The following is a 21,514-nucleotide window of genomic DNA, read 5'->3' as shown; positions in this document are numbered from 1 at the left end:
GCATGAATATGATTTATTTAGATAATAGCGCCACGACCAAACCGGACCCGGATGTGTTGGCAAGTTTTCAACAAGTGTCCACTTCTTTTTTTGCAAATCCATCATCGATACATTCCCTGGGCGGACAAGTTGAAAAGTTGTATGTAAAGGCAAGGCAGCAAGCCGCAGCACTGCTGGGAGTAAATCAAAATGAAATTATTTTCACTTCCGGCGGGACAGAAGGAAATAATATGGCAATTAAAGGGGTTGCGCTTGAGCATCAGAATAGAGGGAAGCATATTATTACGACCGAAATCGAACACCCTTCCGTCTATGAGACCTGTAAGGGCCTGGAGAGGCTTGGCTTTGATGTTACTTATTTACCCGTGAACAATGAGGGTGAAATTTCCTTGACCGAGTTGGAAAATGCGATCAGGAATGACACGATCCTCATTTCTGTAATGCATATTAATAATGAAATGGGCACGATCCAGCCAATTAAAGAGATTGGTGATATAGCTGCAAAACACCCGAAACTGCTTTTTCATGTTGATGATGTACAAGGGCTCGGAAAGGTCCCGCTTGACCTTCACCGTAGCGGAATTGATATATGTACGTATTCCGGACATAAAATACATGGACTGAAAGGTACAGGGATCTTGTATATTAATAACAGGACAAAGTTGTTTCCATTGTTGCATGGAGGAGATCAGGAACGTGGACTTCGTTCGGGCACGGAAAATGTAGCTGGGATGGTCTCGATGGTGAAAGCACTCCGGCTGATTAAAGAAAAAGAGAAGTTGGAGGTAAACAGGCTATCCGGCTTACAGAATCATCTGCGAACAGAGCTGCAAAAAATAGACGGTGTCATAGTAAATACACCTGAGAAAGCAGCACCACACATTATCAATTTTTCTGTTCCCGGGACAAAGCCGGAGGTCATGATTCACATGCTTGCCGAAAAAGATATTTTCATATCCACAAAATCCGCCTGCTCTTCAAAAGAGAAAGATGAGAGTAAAGTGCTTGTGGCCTGCGGGTTTAACAGAGAGCTGGCGGTGTCAGCATTGAGGGTCAGTTTGTCGTATGAAAACACGATGGAAGAAATAGATGAATTTTTACAGGCGTTGCAAGAAGCAATAACTCAATTTAAACAGGTAATGGGGTAGATGTATTATGCAATATGATCATATTTTAATCAGATACGGTGAAATGGCGTTAAAAGGGAAAAATATTAAGACGTTTATTTTACAGTTGCAGCAAAATATACAACAAAAATTAAAGGAATTTTCGAATGTGAAGGTGAAAAGAACCCAGGGGAGGATGTTTGTCTTATTAAATGGACATGAGCCTGATCCGATCATAGAAAAATGCAGGCATATTTTTGGCATTCAAAGCTTAAGTCTGGCGATCAAAGTAGAGAATGATCCGGAGAAAATTAAAGAAGCAGCATTGTTCGCATTAAAAGAGAGCAGTAATGTCCAAAAATTTAAAGTGACAGTGAAGCGGATCAATAAGGATTTTCCCATTCGTTCTCAGGAGATGAATCAGGTGCTGGGCCGGCACTTGCTGATTAATACAGATGATTTTTCGGTAGATGTTCACCACCCTGATATGGAGATCAAAGTGGAAATCAGACAGGAAGCAACATATATTACTTCTGGTGTTATTCAGGGGTTTGGCGGATTGCCTGTAGGTACTTCCGGAAAATCTTTATTACTGCTCTCGGGTGGCATTGACAGTCCTGTTGCAGGATTTCTGGCCATGAAGCGAGGAGTGCAGCTGGAAGCGATCCATTTTCATTCCCCGCCTTTTACAAGCGAGCGGGCGAAGCAAAAGGTGCTTGATTTGTCAAAACAACTGACAGCATTCGGTGGCTCAATTAATGTGCATATCGTTCCTTTTACAAAACTGCAGCAGGAAATATATCGGGAAATGCCGGATGGGTATGCGATGACAGTCATGCGCCGGATGATGCTGAGAATCAGTGAAAAGGTATGCGAGGAGAAAGGGATTTTGTCACTGACTACCGGGGAGAATCTAGGCCAGGTTGCCAGTCAGACAATGGAGAGCATGAATGTAATTAATGCGGTAACAAATTATCCGATTCTCCGGCCGCTTATTGCAATGGATAAGTCTGAAATCATCGACGTTTCCAGAGAAATTGGTACCTATGAAACCTCCATATTGCCTTATGAGGATTGTTGTACGATCTTTGTTCCGAAATCCCCAAAGACGAAACCAAGAAGGGATAAAACCGAATATCTGGAGTCAACTAAAGATTTCAGCGAATTGATTGATGAAGCAGTTAACGGAATCGAGACTGTGAAGATAACCCCTGTTAATAAAAAAGAAGATACAGATTTTGAAGATCTGTTGTAGAAGTTCTGTAGATTTTAAGCTGAATAGTAATTGGAAAAGCTTGTATTAACAACAACTTCCAATCCATTTTGGTGCATGTTTTTCTCTCCGATTACACAATCTATGTGTACCAAGGAGGTGAACTAACATGGCAAATAATAATAATTCAAACCAATTAGTAGTCCCTGGTGTTCAACAGGCTCTTGACCAAATGAAAACTGAAATCGCTCAGGAATTTGGTGTTCAATTAGGAGCTGAAACAACTTCCCGTGCTAACGGTTCCGTCGGCGGTGAAATTACGAAGCGTCTTGTTCAAACGGCTGAACAGCAGTTCGGCGGACCACAACAGTAAAATTAAATAAATTTGGCTAACCGTAAAAGGTGGGGCAGTTCCTTGTTCATAGCTATGAAACAGGGAACTGCCCCTTTTCGTATATTGAGTTGTCCCATTAAACTGGTGATGGTGATATGGAAGTTGGCAGGACTTAAATATATCAGTTCCGGTTTACGGATTTGCTAACGAATCATTAATCCTTTGTCTACAAAAATGTTCGTTTTACACGGTGCCAGAAGGAGTTGTTTTTAAGTTTGACTGTTTTAATGACATCGTCGCTCAGTGTAACGGTAACATCTTTAATATTACGGACAGAATAGGCTTCATTATCCATCCCGATGATTGGATAATCATTCCCGTCTTGTACAATGGAAAGTCTTAGTTTTCGGTTTTTATTTAATACAAAAGATGAACCAAGGGTCCGGTACCGGTTATTGTTGATGGAGGCAAGCTCGGAAACCTGAAAACAAGGGATTTTGGGGTCGATTACCGCTCCTTCAACAGATTTGTTGTAACCTGTACTCCCGGTTGGGGTCGCAACAATCAGTCCGTCTCCTCTAAAGGTTTCAAAGTGTTCGTCGTCAATGTATACATCCATTACAATTGATTTGATAATGGAGGAACGGACACTGACCTCATTGAGCACTTTAAATTCAGAACCGTTATTCACACGTACATTTATAATCGGAAAACGGCGAACTTCCATTTCTTCGTTTTGCATTGTGTTTAGCATTTCATTAAAGTTATCCATATTAAAATCACAATAAAGACCGGATTCATTAGCACGGGTTATTCCCGTATAGAGTACATCGTTTCGGAATCCCGTTTTTCGAACAGCCTGCAGGAATGCACCATCCCCGCCAACGCTGACAATAATATTGGCATCCGTGGAATCCTCCACAATATGAAATTGATTTTCTTCAGCCAATTTATATAACATTTCCATTTTATTTTCAAGTTCTTCATCATGTCTTGGATAATAAAAATACAAGTTTCTCCGGTTTGACATAATTATTCCCTCCAATTAAGTTTCGATTACTATATATTTTACCACTTTCCCCTTTTAACACCTAATAAATGCATAAAATCGACTAAAATTGAGAAATCAGCACAAAGTAAAGGTATGGGGTCTGACCCCGCAATTCTGAACATTTACGGTTTTAGGGAGGCTGAGGTTCATGTTTTGGTTTATTGTCGGGGTGTTTGCGGTAACCTTACTCATTGTCATTCTTTTGGCTCGCATCTATGTTTCTGTTAGTTTACTGTATACTGACGAGGCAAAGCACATTTCTTTATCCGTATCTTTATTTCGAATTCGTGTATTTAACAAGACATACCCGCTCATGCCGGAAAAATTGAATTTCCCCGCATCTGCAGCGGAATATGAAAACTTTTCATTGAAATTACGTCATCTCTTTAATACTGCGAGAGTTAGCCGGCAGGTGGTATCACTTATTCTGCAGAAATTGATGCTCCATAAGTTGGTCTGGAAAACCGAGGGAGGAACAGGGGATGCTGCATCGACGGGCAGAGCAGCAGGGGGAATTTGGTCCTTAAAAGGGTTGATAACAGGGTTAATTGGAAATGTTGCCAATCTGGAAAGTAAGCCAGTTATTCAGGTAATCCCGCACTATCAGAAAATGTTTCTTCAAACCCATTTAGATTGTATGGTATCGATTCAAATAGCACAAGCTATACATATCATGTTTAAAATAATTCGTTTGCTTTTTACCATGAAGCCAGAAAAAGCAGTATCTGCATAATGAAGTTTTAAATATTAATTTCTTTTGGGAGGTAGCATCCATGCAAGAACATCCTATACAAGGACTAATGACAACAACGATGGAAAATCTGAAAGATATTGTAGAAGTAAACACAATTATAGGTGACCCGGTGGAATCCCCGGACGGTAGCGTAATCATTCCTGTCAGTAAATTGGGATTTGGATTTGCAGCGGGTGGAAGTGAATTCAAATCCGGCAGCCAGGGAAGTACAGATGAGGAGGAGCTGCCGTTTGGGGGTGGGAGTGGGGGCGGTGTCTCCATCACACCAATTGCTTTTTTAATTGTAAGTGAAAAAGGAATTAAAATGGTACATTTGGATCAGCAAACACATATCTACGAAAAAATGCTCGACTATGCACCGCAGGTTGTAGAAAAAATTCAGCAAATGCTAAAAGAAAATGCATCAAATAAAGCAGTAAAAAAGAAAGGAGAAGAAAAAGATACTCCTACACAATATGATATTTAAAACTGAAAACTGATTTTTTCCTGTATTAACAGGGTATACTTTAAAGTATACCCATTTGGTTGGACAAGTGTGAGAAATAAATTCATAATGTAAATAAGAAATAATCTTGGGAGGGATCATTTGTGGCAAACGTAACATTTCAGGAAAATCCTGTCACATTGCTCGGTACAGAAGTAAACGTTGGGGATAAGGCGCCGGATTTTTCAGCGCTGTCAACTGACCTTAAAGAAGTATCGTTGAGCGATTACAAGGGGAAGGTAAAATTGATCAGTGTAGTTCCTTCGGTAGATACGGGAGTTTGTTCCCTGCAAACCCAGCGGTTTAATAATGAAGCAGAGAAAATCGATAACGTACAAGTTATCACAGTGAGCATGGATTTGCCATTTGCTCAAAAACGCTGGGTCGAAGAAAACCAGGTGGATAAACTGGATATACTATCTGATCACAAAAAAGCTGATTTTGGAGAAAAATACGGTGTGCTGATAGAAGATTTGCGCTTATTGGCAAGATCGATTTTTGTTGTGGATTCAAATGACAAAGTGACGTATAAAGAAATTGTCAGTGAGGTAAGCAATCATCCTGATTATGATAAAGCATTGGAAGCAGCAGGACAGGCAGAATAACATAACTCTATTGATGGTAACTCTCTCCCATTTCTTATGGGGGAGAGTTTTTTTGACATTTTAAATAATAAAAGAAGATCTTACCACCTTTCACAAGATACGGGATATTTACATCACCTGTACACTGGATCTCCTCTACTAAATGTCAACAGAATAATAACGAAAGATTTTTATTCACCAAGTGTTTACAATTTTAAAGATATCTCTTTTATCTTTCCCTTTATTTTGGAAGTAAACATAGGCTTTTGGTACAATATATATGCTGATGGATCGGAGGAAATACAATGGAAAAATCAAATGTGGAAACATTATATGAGTGGCTGGACAGGACAACAGTGACCATTGAAAACTATGTAAAAGCACCGTATTTGGATTGCTTGACATATACATTGGAAATATTATTTTATAGGGAAGTACCCGAAGAATGGGATGAAAAGATCTCGCATAAGCTAAGCACAGCTCTGCAGGAAATTGAAAAGGAAACCTTGGATAAACCGGATGTCAGAAAGGCAGTTCAGCTTGCTATTCTGAAAGGAATGAAGGGATCTACCCAGCAGCAGCATTTAATGACTCCTGATACGGTCGCATTAATCGTTGGTTATCTTGCAGAAAAACTGACAGCAGAAAAGAAGGAATTACGTATCTTTGACCCTGCAGGGGGTACCGGGAACTTGATTACAACAGTGCTTGATCAATTACAGCAACCGGTGGATGCTTTTGCGAGTGAAGTAGATCCCACGCTGATTCAATTGGCTGTCTTAAATGCAAATCTGCAAGAAAGACAAATTGAATTTTTCCATCAGGATAGCCTGCAGCCATTTTTAATGGATCCGGTTGACCTGGTAATTGCAGACCTGCCCGTAGGCTATTATCCTGATGATATACGGGCCAGTAATTATGAGTTAAAAGCGGATCAGGGGCACTCCTATGCCCACCATCTGTTTATTGAACAGGCGTTGAATTATACCAAAGAATCGGGGTACTTAATTTTTGTTATTCCGGAATTTTTGTTTGATAGTGACCAATCAGACAAATTACATCGTTTTCTTCGCGAATATGCACATATCGTAGGTGTACTGAGACTGCCTGAAACAGCTTTTGCTTCCAAACAAAACATAAAAAGTATTTTAATCCTGCAGAAAAAAGGGAATAATACACAAGCACCAAAACAGCCTTTACTTGCACAAGTGCCCTCATTTAAAAACACGAACGCCTTGAGCAGGAGTTTAGGTCAAATGAACGAATGGTTTCAGAGTTATAAGGAGGAGAAGACAAATTGAATAAAATTTTGGCAATTAATGCAGGCAGTTCCTCATTGAAGTTTCAATTGATTCATATGCCCGAAGAAAAAGTTCTGGCAAAAGGACTGGTTGAAAGAATAGGCTTGAGTGAGTCCGTTTTTACATTGGAAGTAAATGATTATAAAGATAAACAAGTGGATGATATTGCAAATCATGAAATAGCGGTAAAAAAACTGTTGGAAGGTTTAAAAAGCTCCGGTGTCATTGCAAACCTGGAGGAAATTGATGCAGTTGGCCATCGTGTGGTTCACGGTGGAGAAAAATTCAGTGACTCAGTAAAAATAACAGACGAAGTAATTGAAACAATTGAAGAGGTTTCGGAGCTTGCTCCATTGCATAATCCTGCCAACCTGACAGGCATCCGTGCTTTTCGGGAGATGTTGCCTGATGTTCCAATGGCAGCAGTATTTGATACGGCATTTCATCAATCCATGCCCGAATCTTCTTATCTTTACAGCCTGCCGTATTCCTATTATAAAGATTACGGTATCCGGAAATATGGTTTCCACGGTACAAGTCATAAGTATGTATCCCAGCGCGCCAGTGAACTAATGGGCCTGCCATATGATAAGCTGAGGCTCATTACCTGTCATCTTGGTAATGGCGCCAGTATTGCCGCGGTTCAAGGCGGGAAGTCCATTGATACGTCCATGGGATTCACACCACTGGCCGGAGTGACAATGGGAACCAGGTCGGGGAATATTGACCCTGCACTTATACCGTATATTATGGATAAAACAGGTAAAACAGCGGAAGAAGTGATGAATGTATTAAATAAGGAAAGTGGAATGCTGGCTTTATCGGGGTATTCGAGTGACTTGCGTGATATTGAGCAGCAGGCGGATACAAATGAAAGAGCAGAGCTTGCGCTGGAAGTATTTGCAGGTAGGATTCATAAATATATAGGTTCCTATGCTGCAAAAATGTCCGGTGTGGACGCCATTATTTTCACTGCCGGGGTCGGCGAAAATAGTGACGTCATTAGAGCAAAAGTTTTGAATGGCCTTGAGTTCATGGGAGTTTACTGGGACCCGGAATTAAACAAGGTAAGAGGAAAAGAAAGATTTATCAATTATCCGCACTCACCGGTAAAAGTAATTGTGATTCCAACGAACGAGGAAGTCATGATTGCCAGGGATACGGTGAGGCTGGCAGAAAGCCAATAAGTATAACCGGTCATTAGCAGCTTGCCAATTTTATTTTCCGGGAGGGCGAGAAAGATGTCGTTGAAAGAGCATAAAAGAAATACTGCACCAGTTCAATGTATGATTATAACCGTCAGTGATACGAGGACAAAAGATAATGATAAAAGCGGCGCGCTGATGGAAAAGCTGTTAATTGAAGCCGGACATAGAGTTTTACAACGGGAGATTGTCAGAGATGAGGTACAGGATATTCAGCAGCTGATAAAGGAAGCTAGTGAAAATCAGGATTTAGATGCTATTTTAACAAATGGCGGAACAGGTATTGCCGCCCGTGATGTTACTATTGAAGCAGTAAAAGGGGTGCTTGATAAGGAAATACCTGGGTTTGGTGAGTTGTTCAGGATGTTGAGCTACACAGAGGACATCGGCTCGGCGGCCATTATGTCCAGGGCGATCGCCGGTGTCAGCAATCATACAGCCGTTTTTTCCACTCCCGGCTCGTCTGGTGCGGTAAAGCTGGCCATGAATAAATTAATTATACCGGAACTCAGCCACGTTGTTCATGAATTAAAAAAATAGGGATTATTACCAGAACTGATCATCAGGTTTGAAAAAACATTATAATAATAAAGGGGGGTAAGTGTAACCAGCCCCCCTGACTATTATCTCACAATGAGTACGTCACAGGTTGCATATCTGGCGATGCTTTCCGATACACTTCCAATTAAAAATCTTTCTACGGCATTCATTCCTGTGGCTCCACAAATAATTAAGTCTGCTTTAAAGTCCCCTGCAATGTCTTTAGCAATTTTTACCTTTGGAGAACCGTATTCAACTACGCGAACTAAATCAGTTACTCCTGCTTCCTTCGCATTATCCACGTAGCTGTCCAACAGCTCCTTTGCATACTCTTCTGCACGTTCTGCCAATGTTCGATCATAGGCTTCTGCTGTGGCAAAAGTGCGGGAATCCACCACATGTGTAAGTATTAATCTTGCGTTGTTTTGCTTAGCGATGTCCAATGATTGTTTAAACGCTTTCTCGGATGCTTCTGAACCATCAACAGCAACTATAATTTGATTGTATTTCATCATGCATCTCTCCCTTCATCTCCATTATATACCCTAATACAATGTGAAACAATCACAATTTGCTGACATTGGTAAAATAAATCATGGAATTGTTACAGCGATATGGACAAACTAAAAATGGAGGTGATTTGAATGGCAAAAAAGAAAAATAACCATCGTCCACAACAGGTCTATGAAGATAACGAAGGCGTAGCTGCTGTACAAAACCAATTAAATGAAAGCTTTCAAAGCGGCGTTATTGAGCAAATGCATAACAATAAAAATGTGCAAACCTTCAATAACCAGAAAAATTAACCTGATAGTTCAGATGAAGGAATTCGTTTTAGTACAAGTATGTGCAGTATAGGTATATGATAAAAAAAGCTTTCATCTGCGAGCTATCTGCAGATGAAAGCTGAATAAAAAAGCTAAATAAAGTCTGAAAGCAAAATTACCCCTCTATAATCTGTAGTTCTTTCGGATATTTTGTTAGCTGTTCAGGACCTTTTTCCGTCATAAACACCATGTCTTCAATACGTACACCGCCTTTGCCAGGGACATAAATTCCCGGCTCAATTGTAAAGGACATGCCTGCTTCAAGTGCCAGTGTATTATTCCCGTGCATGGATGGATATTCATGTGTTTCTATGCCGAGCCCGTGTCCAATACGATGAGTAAAATACTCGCCGTAGCCGGCACTTTCAATATGATCTCTTGCTGTTTGATCTAATTTACCGACAGCCGTGCCGATTTGTGCAGCTTCTATGGCTTTCTTTTCTGCTGCCAGCACGGTTTCATAAATATTTCTTTGATCCTCCGTAATGGATTTGTATGCTACAGTCCGGGTAATATCTGAGCAGTATCCTTCAAAAACAACCCCAAGATCGAATAGCACCATGTCACCTGTTTCTATCTTTTTCATTGTCGGTGTTCCATGGGGCGAGGCCGTTTTTGCACCGGACAGAGTCATCGTTTGAAAGGACATTTGCTGGATTCCCTGCTTTTTCAATTCATATTCAATGTTAGCAATTATTTCCAGTTCACTGACACCTTCCTCTATGCTTTTAATACCGGTTTCAATGCCAAAGTCAGCCAGTTCGGCAGCTTGTTTCAAGCGAGCGTATTCATCTGGCGATTTTATGACACGGACGGAGGCAAGGATTTCCTGGATATCTGTGACAGCTGATTCTGGAAGCATCTCTTTTACTTTATGATAACGTTCCAAATTGAGGTGATCAAACTCAAGCCCGATCACTTTAGGTTTTTCATTATCTTTTCGTAATTGATTGGATAATAATTTCCACGGGTCTTCATGATCCAAGTAACTGATGACCTCATGTTTCCAACCGGCACTTTTGGCATCTTCTCTTTCCAAAGCAGGAACTATCAGCAATGGATCACGTGATTGGCTTATATAAATACCGATTAGTCGTTCATGCGGATCCGTAAGATGATTGCTTACATAATAAAAATTGGCAGGTGATGTAATAAATATGCTGTCCACATTGTCATCCTTCATTTTTTTAAGTAATTGATCGATGCGATTTGTCATGAAAATTCCCCCTGATTATGTATTAACGCTATTATAGCAAACATAAATAAAATTGTATTTTTGCGAAACTTATTTTGGGGAATAATCGTACTAAAGGATTAAAGAACATAATAATGAGGAGGTTTTATAGATGTTTAAATTTTTTAACCGGATTAAAACGGTCGTCAGTTCAGAGTGGAATGCCATGTTGGACAAAGCAGAAGATCCTGTAAAGATGCTGGAGCAGTTTATGCGGGATATGGAAAATGATATTCATGAAGCCGAACAGGCTGTTGCAAAACAAATTGCCAGTGAGAAAATGCTGAAGCGAAAAGCAAATGATGCAGAAGCTATGGTGGAAAAAAGACAAAATCAGGCGGAAGAGGCAATGGAAGCAAATAAGGAAGACCTGGCAAGAAAAGCACTGGAAAGCAAGCAGGAAAACCAAAAACAGGCAGATCTTTTGATGGGATCCTGGGAAAAAGCAAAGCAGGATACTGACAATATGAAGGATAAGCTCAATGAAATGAAAAGAGAATATGCCCAAATGAAAGCAAAAAAGGATTCATTAAAAGCGCGTGCTGAAAATGCCAAAACACGAACAAAAATGAATCGTACGCTATCCAATATCGGCAGTGATCGTTCCAGACAAGGTTTTGAACGGATGGAAGAAAAAGTGTTACAATATGAAGCGGAAGCAGAAACATCAGAAGATTTCTCCCACGCTGCACGTTCACTGGATCAGGAAATGGAAAATTTAAACGGAAGTGCTGTTGAACAGGAATTGGAAGCGCTAAAGGAAAAAATGAATAAAAAAGCATAAAAAATGATAGGCTTAGAAAGGATTTTACATGGGTATTAGAGAATATATACAGTAACACGTATGTAAGGAGAGGATTTTGAATGAAAGTATCCTATCATGGACATTCCGTAGTAAAAGTAGTAACAGATTCCCATACCATTTTAATCGACCCATTCATCACGGGCAATGAAGCTTGTGATTTGGATGCAGATACGGTTGATGCAGACGTTATATTATTAACTCATGCCCATAATGATCATGTCGGTGATACGATACCAATTGCCAAACGGACAAATGCGCTTGTAGTGGCTCCAAATGAACTTGCTGAGTTTTTAGCCTCAAAGGATTTAAATACACATCCTATGCATATTGGCGGAAAGCGTAAATTTGATTTTGGTACAGTTAAATTCACCCAGGCTTTCCATGGATCTGCTTTTACCGATGAAGATGGTACTGTAGTGTATGGGGGGATGCCAGGCGGTATCCTGCTTACAATTGATGGAAAAACCATCTACCATGTTGGGGACACCGCTTTGTTCTCTGACCTGAAATTGATTGGTGACATGAATGATATTGACTTAGCCTTTGTGCCAATTGGTGATAACTTTACGATGGGACCGGAGGATGCATTGGTTGCAGCTGATTGGATTCAGGCAAAAACAGTAGTTCCAATACATTATAATACGTTCCCGGTTATTGAGCAGGACCCGGAAGTTTTTGCAAGCAAGGTGAAGACCGGGGAAGGGAAAGTAATGAAAATCGGCGATGTATTGGAACTTTAAATTAAGAAACTCGTGGGCGGCGGCTCACGAGTTTTTATTGCATGGAATATATTCCGGGTTGTTTTCTTTTGTATTTCCCTCCGGTTGATGAAAATTAGCGTCCACACCATTATTCCACCGTATTCTCCACTGTTGCTTCCATTTATTAATCCTGTATCACATAATGTTTTCTTCCATAACTAACAGTATCGAAGGAGGTACCTGATGACCAGTTTGTTGATCGTGTTGTTTTTTATATTCGGTCTTTTGTTCGGCTCTTTTTTTAATGTGGTTGGATGGCGGCTGCCACAGCATGTACCTTTTGCCAATGATCGTTCCAGGTGCCCGCATTGCGCCCATACATTGTCCTGGTATGAAAATATCCCCGTAGTATCTTTTTTGGTGCAAAGCGGAAGATGCAGGCACTGCCATGGCCGCATTTCTTTTCTTTATCCTTCAGTAGAGTTGCTGACAGGAATATTATTTGCGCTAAGCTTTTATTTGATTGGTTGGCAAATGGAACTCGTTACTTCTCTTCTTCTCGTTTCCATGCTGATGATCATTCTTGTCTCCGATCTGAAATACATGGTCATACCAAACAAAGTGCTGCTTTTTTTCCTGCCTTTATTAATCATAATGCGGATCATTGTACCGCTTGAAACGTGGTATTCATCTATAGCAGGCGCATTGACAGGCTTCTTTTTGCTTACGCTTATAATCCTGGTCAGTCGTGGTGGTATGGGAGCAGGTGATATGAAGCTTTTCGTATTACTTGGACTTTTATTGGGGATGGACAAGCTTCTTCTCGCTTTTTTCCTATCATGTTTACTCGGTGCCGTAATTGGAGTGCTCCTAATTATTGTAAAAAGGGTGCAAAGAAAACAACCGGTACCATTTGGTCCTTTTATCGCTATCGCATCACTTATATCTTATTTCTATGGAGATAGTCTTTTAAACTGGTATTTTTATTTAATTTAGTACCTTTTGAATGGAAAAAGGTAAATAAATTGGAATAGTCAGAGATACATACCTGCTATACCGCATGATGCCCCGATACCCAGTAACATTAGTAAATAGTATGCTCATTAAAGATATGCATGTACAGCGTAGAAATAAATTTAATAACTTAACATATACTTTTCATTGGATGAATAATAGCCGTCATGAAAACACCTCCTTTCTCATATCCTATAAAAAGAAAGATTGTTTTCACATAGATTGCTGCTGGTATATTTAGTGACTCCAATTACAACAAATGTTTGCCGGCGGGACAAGCGTGCTTATGCTGTCCCAATCTGTTGGAAACAGTGATAAATACGCTTATAGGAGGAAATACTGATGCGCCACTATGCCATATTAAGAATTATGCTTGCTTTGTTTTTTCTGTATTTTGCCTGGCCTGCAATACCTTACGCCACTACCATAATGGAACATATTTTTTGGGCCGGCTGGCTTTTGTTCTTTCTGCTTGTCATCGGTGCGAATTTTGCAACACTTTTACAAATGACGAAACCACCAATAATGGAACAGGAAGAGTTGAGAGAACGCCAGACAGCTGAGAATTGAGTTTCTGCTGATTCAACTGTATAATAAAAATAAAGTCTTGTATTAGTACAGTTGAAGGTTGGTGTCGCACTATGGCAACAAAGCATGAACAGATTATCCGTCATATTACATCTTTGCCTATCGGCCATAAAATCTCCGTTAGGCAAATTGCCAAACAACTCCATGTTAGTGATGGTACAGCTTACCGGGCAATTAAAGAAGCTGAGAATCAGGGGCTCGTCAGTACCATTGAACGGGTGGGTACCATTCGAATTGAAAGGAAGAAAAAAGAAAACTTTGAAAGGCTGACATTTGCAGAAGTTATTAATATTGTTGATGGACAAGTGCTTGGCGGCCGGGAAGGTCTGCATAAAACGCTGAATAAATTTGTTATCGGTGCCATGCAGCTGGAAGACATGATGCGTTATACAGAAGCGGATTCTCTGTTAATCGTGGGAAACCGTGTGAAAGCACATGAACTGGCATTACATGCAGGGGCATCCGTATTAATCACGGGTGGTTTTGATACCGAGGACCATATTAAAGCTATTGCTGATGAAAAAAAGCTGCCGATCATTTCCACCAGTTACGATACATTTACGGTGGCAGCCATGATCAATAGAGCCATTTATGACCAGCTTATTAAAAAAGAGATCATATTTGTCGATGATATTTATACACCGTATGAGGATGCTTATTATTTGCATATGAAAGATACGATTGAGCAGTTTTACGAGCTGAATGAAAGGTCTACACACACCAGGTTTCCCGTCGTTGATGATAATAACCGCGTCGTCGGAATGGTTACATCGAAGGATATCATCAGCAAACCGAGCAATGTTTTCATTGATAAAGTAATGAGTAAGAATCCGGAAACGGTGCAACCAAAAACTTCATTGGCTTCTGTAGCCAGAATGATGGTTTGGGAAGGTATTGAAGTAGTTCCTGTTGTGGACCAGTCTTCCTACCTGAAGGGTATCATTTCCCGGCAGGATGTGTTGAAGGCACTGCAGCAGCTGCAACGGCAGCCGCAAATGGGTGAAACAATTGAAGATATTGTTGCACAAAATCTGAATGAGACTGAGGAAGATGAAACGGTATTTGAAACAAAGGTTACACCGCAAATGACCAATCATCTTGGTACATTGTCAAATGGGGTTTTTACTGCTCTTATTACAGAGGCGAGCAGCCGGCTGTTGAGATATTATAAAAAAGGCGATCTCGTTGCAGAAAATTTAACGGTTTATTTTATTAAACCGGTGCAAATTGACAGTGAAATAATGATAAAGCCAACACTGCTGGAAGCCGGTCGACTATATGTAAAACTGGATGTAGAAGTATATCTGGAAGATGAAACGGTAGGAAAAGCATTATTGATGGCTCAACTGATTGACCGTTGAAGTCAGCCGGTAAAGGCAGTTTTCCAATTACCGGATTAAAGACATGTCTCCTGTGTTACCGAAGTTAATAAAAGGCAGCGTCGTTTGGGGGATCATTCAGGATTGATTTTTTATAAACGAAGACTCTTTGGATATGCTTTTCATCCATCACGAAGATGTAATGCACTTTCAAGGAGTCTTCGTATATTGATAGTGTCTGAATAATAAAGTTTGATATATAAGCTATTGAACAGCTTCCGGAAAGTTATGCGTTTATTCTTTTCCATTCACTTCGATAATGCTTTACCTGTTTAATACTGTCATAGATCATATAACCTCCGAGTAAAACGAGGATGATTCCAACAAATAAAGAAAACTGTGTCAGATAAAATAAGTATTGATTTATACCGAAAAAGAATACCAGACTGCCGAGACAAAGGCGGGATTTTGCGTTGAAATAAGATTGGCTCAGTCCGTCATTGCTTTTTAAAATGGCTACTTTATAATAAATATATAATACAATACTTATGACAATGATAATCGGGAAAATAACCATACAATCTATCTCTCCTTGGTTGTGATTAAAATACCATTTATATTGTATCATTTATGAGTTAGAATGCCAGAGAGAAATGAAGTTAGGGGTAAAAAATATGAAAATGAAACAAATAATAGACACAATTAAAGCCTATGATACGATTATTATTCACCGCCATGTCCGACCCGACCCGGATGCACTCGGCTCCCAGGCCGGTCTGAAGGAGATTATTAAAGAAACATATCCTGATAAAAAAGTATACGCCGTTGGGGAAGATGATCCATCCTTTACCTTCTTGACAAGGATGGATGAGGTTGCTGATGAGATATATGAAAATGCACTTGTTATTGTCTGTGACACCGCAAACACGGAACGGATCAGTGATGATCGATACCATCTTGGAGATAGACTGATTAAAATTGATCATCATCCGAATGTCGATGTTTACGGGGATATTTTTATTGTGGACACAGAAGCAAGCTCTACGAGTGAAATAATCTATGAACTATATAAATCTTCGGAACTGCGTATGAATGGTGCAGCGGCAAGACTCCTTTATGCTGGGATTGTAGGGGATACCGGCAGGTTTTTATTTCCCAGCACGACAAATAAAACTTTTTTATACGCATCAGAACTCGTAACCTATTCCTTTGATCGTACGGCTCTGTATAATGGCCTTTATCGCATCGAGGAAAAGGTTGCCAGGCTTAAGGGATATATTTTACAAACATACAAATTGAATCCGCATGGTTCCTGTTCGGTAAAACTGACAAGGGATATACTGGATGAGTATCGGGTTTCTTCACTGGAAACTGGTCAATTGGTAAGTGTTTTGGGGGATATTGAAGAAATCCTTGCTCCCGTATTTTTCATTGAAGAGGAAGATGCGATCCGTGTCCGGTTACGCTCCAAAGGACCGGTCATTAACGGTATTGCGGAGAAATACAACGGGGGAGGTCATCCGCTTGCATCGGGAGCGACCGTATATTCCTGGGAAGAGGCAGAGTTGCTCGTGAAGGATATTGAAGAAGCCTGCCGTCTGTACAAGCAATGAAAATAATTCATTTTTTCCATGTAAAAAAACGTGCTGAATTCCTGATGGGGGTTCAGCACGAAGTACATCATTAGCTGCTCTTTTTATCCTCTTCGTTTTTTAGGGGGATAAACCAGCAGCCGGTTCTTGACATATCATAATGTACATGCAAATGTTCTCTTTCTATATCCCGTTTAATTAAACGGATAAGTTCTGCTGATTCGGCGTAGGCTGTGCGTCCCGCCTTTAGTTGCCGGATCTTTTCGTCTCGGATTCTTCTTTTATTTAACATGCGAGCCACTCCTTTCATTTTTATACCGCAGGCAATTATTTTTGAAAAATTAACTCTTTCCCTACTTCTATCTTATAAAATATCAAGACGTTTGGCTATACATCTTGAGTAAGTTTCATTTAATGTTCACATTGATGTGACAAGGTTTGACGCTAATTTGTAAGGGATGCCTCCACAGTGATCCGGGTCGTTTCCCAAATAGTCAGCAGCTTTACCTCCAGTTCATAGCGGAAATCATCGATTGTATATTCTTTATTTTCAATCGTGGAAACAAGAAGCATGTCACTTTGCCCGATAATCGAAAGATCCTGCCCGATAATATGATTTATTTCCCATTTCACCATTTCTTCCAAATCATGAATAAGCAAACGGTCCAGCCGCAATTCTTCACTGTTTGCTATAGACACTTCAATGGTTTCTATTTTTAACACTTTATCTGCGTCCTCATGAAGTTCTTCCTTATCCTGGATCAGTGCTTCATTTTGATTTTCCAAATCGGTTATTTCTGATTGAAACGCCCGGTTCTGAGCCAGCATTTCTTCAAACATGGATCCGTACATATAAAGGAAGATGGCGTAGGACAAAATACCACCGATAAGGGCACCTGCAAAAAACCGCTGCCACGTTGCTTTTTTATAAAATGGCGGAATATGCATCAGGACAGATCCTCCTGTATCAACCATTCAATGCAGATAATAGCTGTTTTGACCCCACCCATGGCAGATATGATAAGTAAAACCTGTTTAAAAATATCCATAGTAGAGCCTTCGAAAATGCCTTTTTCAAAATTGGTGAACGCGTCAAACGTTCCTCCGATAGCAGCTGCAATTGCCCATATTCTTAGCCTCTTGGCGATACGGCCGATCGATGATAAGGTACCATCTCCTGTGGCAAAATCGCCAATACTGCCGATAATCGCCCCACCGATGACCACCCCGAATGCAATAAAATAACAATGGATGAAAGCAGCGAAAAACCGTTCCTCGATCATAAAGCACGCACTCCCCCTGAAGGCTATTCCATTCATTTTATGTTTCATTTAGACAAGTTATGATTGGGGTTTTAGCAAATCCGTATGCACGTTCCTATTCGGTTGTTATAATGGAGTAAGAATTTATTTCTTTTAAAAGGCGGGACAGTCATGTCTTTTACACATCTGCAGATCCGAAGTGCTTACAGTATCATGAAAAGTACGATTAAAATCGATAATCTGATTGAAAAAGCAAAGGAATTGAACCTTGACGCGCTTGCACTCACTGATGAGCACGTTCTTTACGGTGTAATTCCTTTTTATAAAGCATGCATTAAAAATAATATGAAGCCCATCATCGGTATGACTGTACTTCTTACAGAAGACCAGACATGCATATTGCTGGCAAAAAATAATACTGGTTATAAAGAGCTGGTTAAAATCAGTACATATATTAATCGAAACGAAAAAAAAGAACTGGACATGGAAGAGATAAAAATAAATACAGAACATCTGATTGCAATTTTTCCGCTTCAGCATACTTTACTAACCGAATTGGGAAACGTGGATAAAACTTCCGTTATTTCCTTTCTGGAAAAGCAGCATCAGTTATTTGCCGATTCGTATATAGGTGTAACTGCCGAGGAGATGAAACAGGGAAAGGACATGCTGGAAAAGCTCCAATCACATACTGAAAAGTTGAACATCGGATTAACTGCACTCCACGATGTCCGTTATTTAAATGAAAATGATTACACGGCCTATGATTGTTTGCAGGCAATGAAACAGGGAGTAACATGGGAACCGGAAAGAAAGCCGGCAAATAGTCCTGATCGCCATTTAGCTTCAAGTGAAGAAATGATGGAGATTTTTTCCGACTGGCCGGAATTATTGGAAGAAACAGAGCGGATCAAAGACCGCTGCCATGTATCCTTTGATTTCAATCAAAGGAGGCTGCCTTCTTTCCCTGTGCCTGATGGCTTGGATGCCTATGACTATTTGCAGGACATATGCAGGAAAAACCTCAAGAAGCGTTATGAAAATATAACACCGGAAATTAGCGGAAGATTGGAATACGAGCTCGGAGTCATCCGGTCCATGCAGTTCAGCGATTATTTTCTTATTGTGGCTGACTTTATCAATTATGCCAAAGAACAATCCATTGTTGTAGGTCCCGGTAGAGGATCTGCTGCTGGATCTTTAACGGCGTATGTCCTGGGGATTACGGATGTGGACCCAATCAAATATGATCTATTATTTGAACGATTTCTGAACCCGGAGCGTTTGACTATGCCGGATATTGATGTCGATTTTTCCGATATCCGCCGTGATGAAGTAATAGATTATGTACGGAAAAAATATGGGGAGGAACATGTAGCCCAAATTATAACTTTTGGTACTTTCGCAGCCAGATCTATCATACGTGAACTGATAAAAACACTCGCCATCGACCCGGACGATGCCAATTTCATATTAAAACAGACGGCTTCCTTCCCAAATAAACAAATTGCGGAAATGGTCACAGCATTTGATGAGGATGTAAAAGCGTATATTAAACAATCCCGTAAGTTAAAAATGCTGATTGCCATAGCCATAAAGCTCGAAGGCATACCAAGGAATATATCCACCCATGCGGCAGGTATTGTTGTTACGGAAGACCCGCTTGTGGAACTGGTGCCTTTAACGATGGGAGCGAATGAGAGCAATTTAACCCAATTTTCCATGAATGATCTGGAAGCCTTGGGTTTATTGAAAATAGATTTATTGGGACTCCGTAACTTAACATTTTTGGAAAAAACCGTCCAATCGATTTATTTTTCCACAAAGAAAAAGCTTTTATTACATGAAATACCCGTGTCTGATGATAAAACATACCAATTACTGCGCTCCGGGAAAACGAATGGGATATTTCAGCTCGAATCACAAGGGATGCAAAATGTACTCAAACAGTTAAAACCGACGGAATTTGAAGATGTGGTAGCAGTAAATGCGTTGTACCGACCTGGCCCGATGGAAAATATTCCGATTTATATTAAACGCAAACATCAAGAGGAACAGGTGAATTACCCTCATCCGGATCTTGCTGAAGTACTGGAGAAAACCTATGGTGTTTTGGTTTACCAGGAACAGATAATGCAGATTGCATATCGGATGGCAGGTTTCAGTCTGGCAGAAGCAGACTTATTACGTCGCGCAGTAAGCAAAAAGCAACAGGCGGTAATGGACGATCAAAGAGAGAAATTTATAGACGGTTGTATGCGTAATGGCTATGAAAAAAGTGTGGGAGAGCAAATATTTGCCTGGATTGTAAAATTTTCGAATTATGGTTTCAACCGAAGTCATGCAGTCGCCTATAGTATCATCTCCTATCAGCTGGCCTATTTAAAAGCCCATTATCCTGCTCATTTCTTTGCGGAATTATTCAGTTCCGTGGCAAATCAGCATGATAAAGTTCAACAGTACAGGCGGGAAGTGAAAGAGCTGGGCATACCTTTTAAACCGCCTTCGATCAATAGAAGCTTTGGTAAATATGCAGTGGAGAAAGATGGAATCCGAATGGGATTATTATCCATCAAAGGCGTTGGCAATAAAGCCATACAGGAAATACTCCGGGTACGAAAAAATGGCCGGTTTAAAAATTTGTCCGATTTCTGTCTTCGTGTTTCCCTCGGTGTTGTAAACAGACAGACGATTGAGCTGTTAATTATGGCCGGGGCGTTTGATGAACTGCAACCAAACCGGGCAAGCCTGCTTGCCTCGATAGATCCTGCCCTTGAACAGGGGGAGTTATTCAGGGAATTTCAGGATCAGCCCAATCTGTTCGGGGATCAGCTGGAATTGGAAACAAGCTATGTTGAAATGGAGGACTTCACTGATGTTAAAAAGCTTGCTGATGAAAAAGAGCTTCTCGGAATCTATATTTCAAGTCACCCTTTGGAGAGTTACCGACTCAGATTAAGAGAGAACGGTTATATTACATTGGGACATGCCAAACAGCATCAGAGAGGAAAAGAACAGAAAAGCACGGCCTTTATCGATAAAGTAAAAACGATACGGACGAAACGTGGTGATCCAATGGCATTTCTTACGCTGAGTGATGAAACGGATGAAATGGAAGCAGTGGTTTTCCCTGACCTTTACCGTGCGGGCAAACAACTGTTTCAGGAAGAGAATCTTATTATGTTTAAAGGAAAGCCTGAAAGCAGAAACAATCAAATGCAGCTGCTGTTATCTGATGTTCAACTGTTTGATTCAGCAAAGCTTGTAAAAACCGTAAGTCAAAGATTATTTATCAAACTGCCGAATAATAAACAGGCTGATAGCATCCGTATTATAAAAAAAGTGGCGTATCAATACCCGGGACAAACGCCTATTATTCTTTTTGATGAAAAAAGCCGAAAAACCTATCGGTTAAAGGAAGACTATTTTATTGATCCTGCATTTGATTGCCTGCAAGCATTGCGTAAACAGTTCGGAAAAGACGCCGTTGTATTGCAGAAAGCAAAGATTGAATAAAGTTGAAACAAACCTTGGATCCATTCTTTACACAAAGGATGGATCTGTTATAATGGAGAAGTTAAGGGTGGTCTGACCACCGGG

At 40.3% G+C, this 21,514-nt stretch carries 24 protein-coding genes; 17 read left to right on the top strand and 7 right to left on the bottom strand.

Going from position 1 to position 21,514, the window contains the following annotated elements:
* Window positions 1-8 precede the first annotated feature (8 nt).
* The 3 genes from ACZ42C_RS07000 (at window position 9) to ACZ42C_RS06990 (ending at window position 2,692) form a co-directional block, all read left to right on the top strand.
* Window positions 9-1,148, top strand: a complete 1,140-nt coding sequence (locus tag ACZ42C_RS07000) for a cysteine desulfurase family protein (protein ID WP_461180703.1) — start codon at window positions 9-11, stop codon at window positions 1,146-1,148.
* A gap of 7 nt (window positions 1,149-1,155) precedes the next feature.
* Window positions 1,156-2,361, top strand: coding sequence for a tRNA uracil 4-sulfurtransferase ThiI (thiI, locus tag ACZ42C_RS06995; protein ID WP_461180702.1), 1,206 nt, complete (start codon window positions 1,156-1,158; stop codon window positions 2,359-2,361).
* Between the two features lie 127 nt (window positions 2,362-2,488).
* Entirely contained in the window at window positions 2,489-2,692 is a 204-nt protein-coding gene (locus ACZ42C_RS06990; protein WP_461180701.1) for a small, acid-soluble spore protein, alpha/beta type, read from the top strand.
* Between the two features lie 187 nt (window positions 2,693-2,879).
* Here the strand turns inward: ACZ42C_RS06990 and ACZ42C_RS06985 are convergent, their stop codons facing one another.
* Entirely contained in the window at window positions 2,880-3,683 is an 804-nt protein-coding gene (locus tag ACZ42C_RS06985; protein WP_461180700.1) for an NAD kinase, read from the bottom strand.
* A 169-nt stretch (window positions 3,684-3,852) separates the two neighbouring features.
* Here ACZ42C_RS06985 and ACZ42C_RS06980 point away from each other — a divergent pair, with 169 nt between their 5' ends.
* From ACZ42C_RS06980 to ACZ42C_RS06955, 6 genes are all read left to right on the top strand, one after another.
* The gene (locus tag ACZ42C_RS06980; RefSeq protein ID WP_461180699.1) at window positions 3,853-4,437 is read left to right on the top strand and encodes a DUF2953 domain-containing protein; all 585 of its coding nucleotides are present in this window, start codon (window positions 3,853-3,855) and stop codon (window positions 4,435-4,437) included.
* Between the two features lie 40 nt (window positions 4,438-4,477).
* Entirely contained in the window at window positions 4,478-4,924 is a 447-nt protein-coding gene (gene ytfJ / locus ACZ42C_RS06975; RefSeq protein WP_461180698.1) for a GerW family sporulation protein, read from the top strand.
* A 122-nt stretch (window positions 4,925-5,046) separates the two neighbouring features.
* Window positions 5,047-5,547 (top strand): thiol peroxidase, encoded by a 501-nt coding sequence (tpx, locus tag ACZ42C_RS06970; protein ID WP_461180697.1) that lies wholly within the window; start codon window positions 5,047-5,049, stop codon window positions 5,545-5,547.
* Window positions 5,548-5,831: 284 nt separating this feature from the next.
* Window positions 5,832-6,827 carry a class I SAM-dependent methyltransferase gene (locus ACZ42C_RS06965; RefSeq protein WP_461180696.1) on the top strand — a complete coding sequence of 332 codons (996 nt, stop codon included), beginning with the start codon at window positions 5,832-5,834 and terminating at the stop codon, window positions 6,825-6,827.
* On the top strand, window positions 6,824-8,014 hold the full coding sequence (locus ACZ42C_RS06960) for an acetate kinase (RefSeq protein WP_461180695.1): 1,191 nt from the start codon (window positions 6,824-6,826) through the stop codon (window positions 8,012-8,014). Before ACZ42C_RS06965 ends, ACZ42C_RS06960 begins: the two co-directional genes overlap by 4 nt.
* Window positions 8,015-8,068: 54 nt before the next feature.
* On the top strand, window positions 8,069-8,572 hold the full coding sequence (locus ACZ42C_RS06955; protein ID WP_461180694.1) for a MogA/MoaB family molybdenum cofactor biosynthesis protein: 504 nt from the start codon (window positions 8,069-8,071) through the stop codon (window positions 8,570-8,572).
* 83 nt (window positions 8,573-8,655) lie between these two features.
* Here the strand turns inward: ACZ42C_RS06955 and ACZ42C_RS06950 are convergent, their stop codons facing one another.
* A complete protein-coding gene (locus ACZ42C_RS06950) occupies window positions 8,656-9,087 on the bottom strand; it encodes a universal stress protein (RefSeq protein WP_461180693.1) in 432 nt (143 codons plus the stop codon).
* 129 nt (window positions 9,088-9,216) lie between these two features.
* Between ACZ42C_RS06950 and ACZ42C_RS06945 the strand changes: the two genes are divergently transcribed.
* Window positions 9,217-9,378 carry a hypothetical protein gene (locus tag ACZ42C_RS06945; RefSeq protein WP_461180692.1) on the top strand — a complete coding sequence of 54 codons (162 nt, stop codon included), beginning with the start codon at window positions 9,217-9,219 and terminating at the stop codon, window positions 9,376-9,378.
* Between the two features lie 136 nt (window positions 9,379-9,514).
* Here the strand turns inward: ACZ42C_RS06945 and ACZ42C_RS06940 are convergent, their stop codons facing one another.
* Window positions 9,515-10,615, bottom strand: coding sequence for a M24 family metallopeptidase (locus tag ACZ42C_RS06940; RefSeq protein ID WP_461180691.1), 1,101 nt, complete (start codon window positions 10,613-10,615; stop codon window positions 9,515-9,517).
* A 130-nt stretch (window positions 10,616-10,745) separates the two neighbouring features.
* On the opposite strand from ACZ42C_RS06940, the gene ACZ42C_RS06935 reads away from it, so the two are divergent.
* From ACZ42C_RS06935 to ACZ42C_RS06915, 5 genes are all read left to right on the top strand, one after another.
* Window positions 10,746-11,417 carry a PspA/IM30 family protein gene (locus tag ACZ42C_RS06935; RefSeq protein WP_461180690.1) on the top strand — a complete coding sequence of 224 codons (672 nt, stop codon included), beginning with the start codon at window positions 10,746-10,748 and terminating at the stop codon, window positions 11,415-11,417.
* An 80-nt stretch (window positions 11,418-11,497) separates the two neighbouring features.
* The gene (locus ACZ42C_RS06930) at window positions 11,498-12,178 is read left to right on the top strand and encodes a metal-dependent hydrolase (RefSeq protein ID WP_461180689.1); all 681 of its coding nucleotides are present in this window, start codon (window positions 11,498-11,500) and stop codon (window positions 12,176-12,178) included.
* Between the two features lie 204 nt (window positions 12,179-12,382).
* Window positions 12,383-13,135, top strand: a complete 753-nt coding sequence (locus ACZ42C_RS06925) for a prepilin peptidase (RefSeq protein WP_461180688.1) — start codon at window positions 12,383-12,385, stop codon at window positions 13,133-13,135.
* Window positions 13,136-13,495: 360 nt separating this feature from the next.
* On the top strand, window positions 13,496-13,723 hold the full coding sequence (locus ACZ42C_RS06920; RefSeq protein WP_461180687.1) for a hypothetical protein: 228 nt from the start codon (window positions 13,496-13,498) through the stop codon (window positions 13,721-13,723).
* 71 nt (window positions 13,724-13,794) lie between these two features.
* Window positions 13,795-15,102 carry a DRTGG domain-containing protein gene (locus tag ACZ42C_RS06915; RefSeq protein WP_461180686.1) on the top strand — a complete coding sequence of 436 codons (1,308 nt, stop codon included), beginning with the start codon at window positions 13,795-13,797 and terminating at the stop codon, window positions 15,100-15,102.
* A gap of 244 nt (window positions 15,103-15,346) precedes the next feature.
* Here the strand turns inward: ACZ42C_RS06915 and ACZ42C_RS06910 are convergent, their stop codons facing one another.
* A complete protein-coding gene (locus tag ACZ42C_RS06910) occupies window positions 15,347-15,637 on the bottom strand; it encodes a YtpI family protein (protein ID WP_461180685.1) in 291 nt (96 codons plus the stop codon).
* Window positions 15,638-15,734: 97 nt separating this feature from the next.
* On the opposite strand from ACZ42C_RS06910, the gene ACZ42C_RS06905 reads away from it, so the two are divergent.
* A complete protein-coding gene (locus ACZ42C_RS06905) occupies window positions 15,735-16,673 on the top strand; it encodes a DHH family phosphoesterase (RefSeq protein WP_461180684.1) in 939 nt (312 codons plus the stop codon).
* Window positions 16,674-16,743: 70 nt separating this feature from the next.
* On the opposite strand, the gene ACZ42C_RS06900 is transcribed toward ACZ42C_RS06905, so the two are convergent.
* The 3 genes from ACZ42C_RS06900 to ytrH form a co-directional block, all read right to left on the bottom strand.
* A complete protein-coding gene (locus tag ACZ42C_RS06900; RefSeq protein WP_461180683.1) occupies window positions 16,744-16,944 on the bottom strand; it encodes a hypothetical protein in 201 nt (66 codons plus the stop codon).
* Window positions 16,945-17,096: 152 nt separating this feature from the next.
* Window positions 17,097-17,600 carry a sporulation membrane protein YtrI gene (gene ytrI, locus ACZ42C_RS06895; protein ID WP_461180682.1) on the bottom strand — a complete coding sequence of 168 codons (504 nt, stop codon included), beginning with the start codon at window positions 17,598-17,600 and terminating at the stop codon, window positions 17,097-17,099.
* Complete coding sequence (ytrH, locus tag ACZ42C_RS06890) at window positions 17,600-17,932, bottom strand: sporulation membrane protein YtrH (protein ID WP_461180793.1); 333 nt, start codon at window positions 17,930-17,932, stop codon at window positions 17,600-17,602. Before ytrH ends, ytrI begins: the two co-directional genes overlap by 1 nt.
* Window positions 17,933-18,085: 153 nt before the next feature.
* On the opposite strand from ytrH, the gene dnaE reads away from it, so the two are divergent.
* Window positions 18,086-21,430 carry a DNA polymerase III subunit alpha gene (dnaE, locus tag ACZ42C_RS06885; protein WP_461180681.1) on the top strand — a complete coding sequence of 1,115 codons (3,345 nt, stop codon included), beginning with the start codon at window positions 18,086-18,088 and terminating at the stop codon, window positions 21,428-21,430.
* Window positions 21,431-21,514: the final 84 nt, after the last annotated feature.

The organism is Virgibacillus kimchii (genome assembly GCF_055379185.1).
This window is presented reverse-complemented; position numbering and strand designations above follow the sequence as displayed.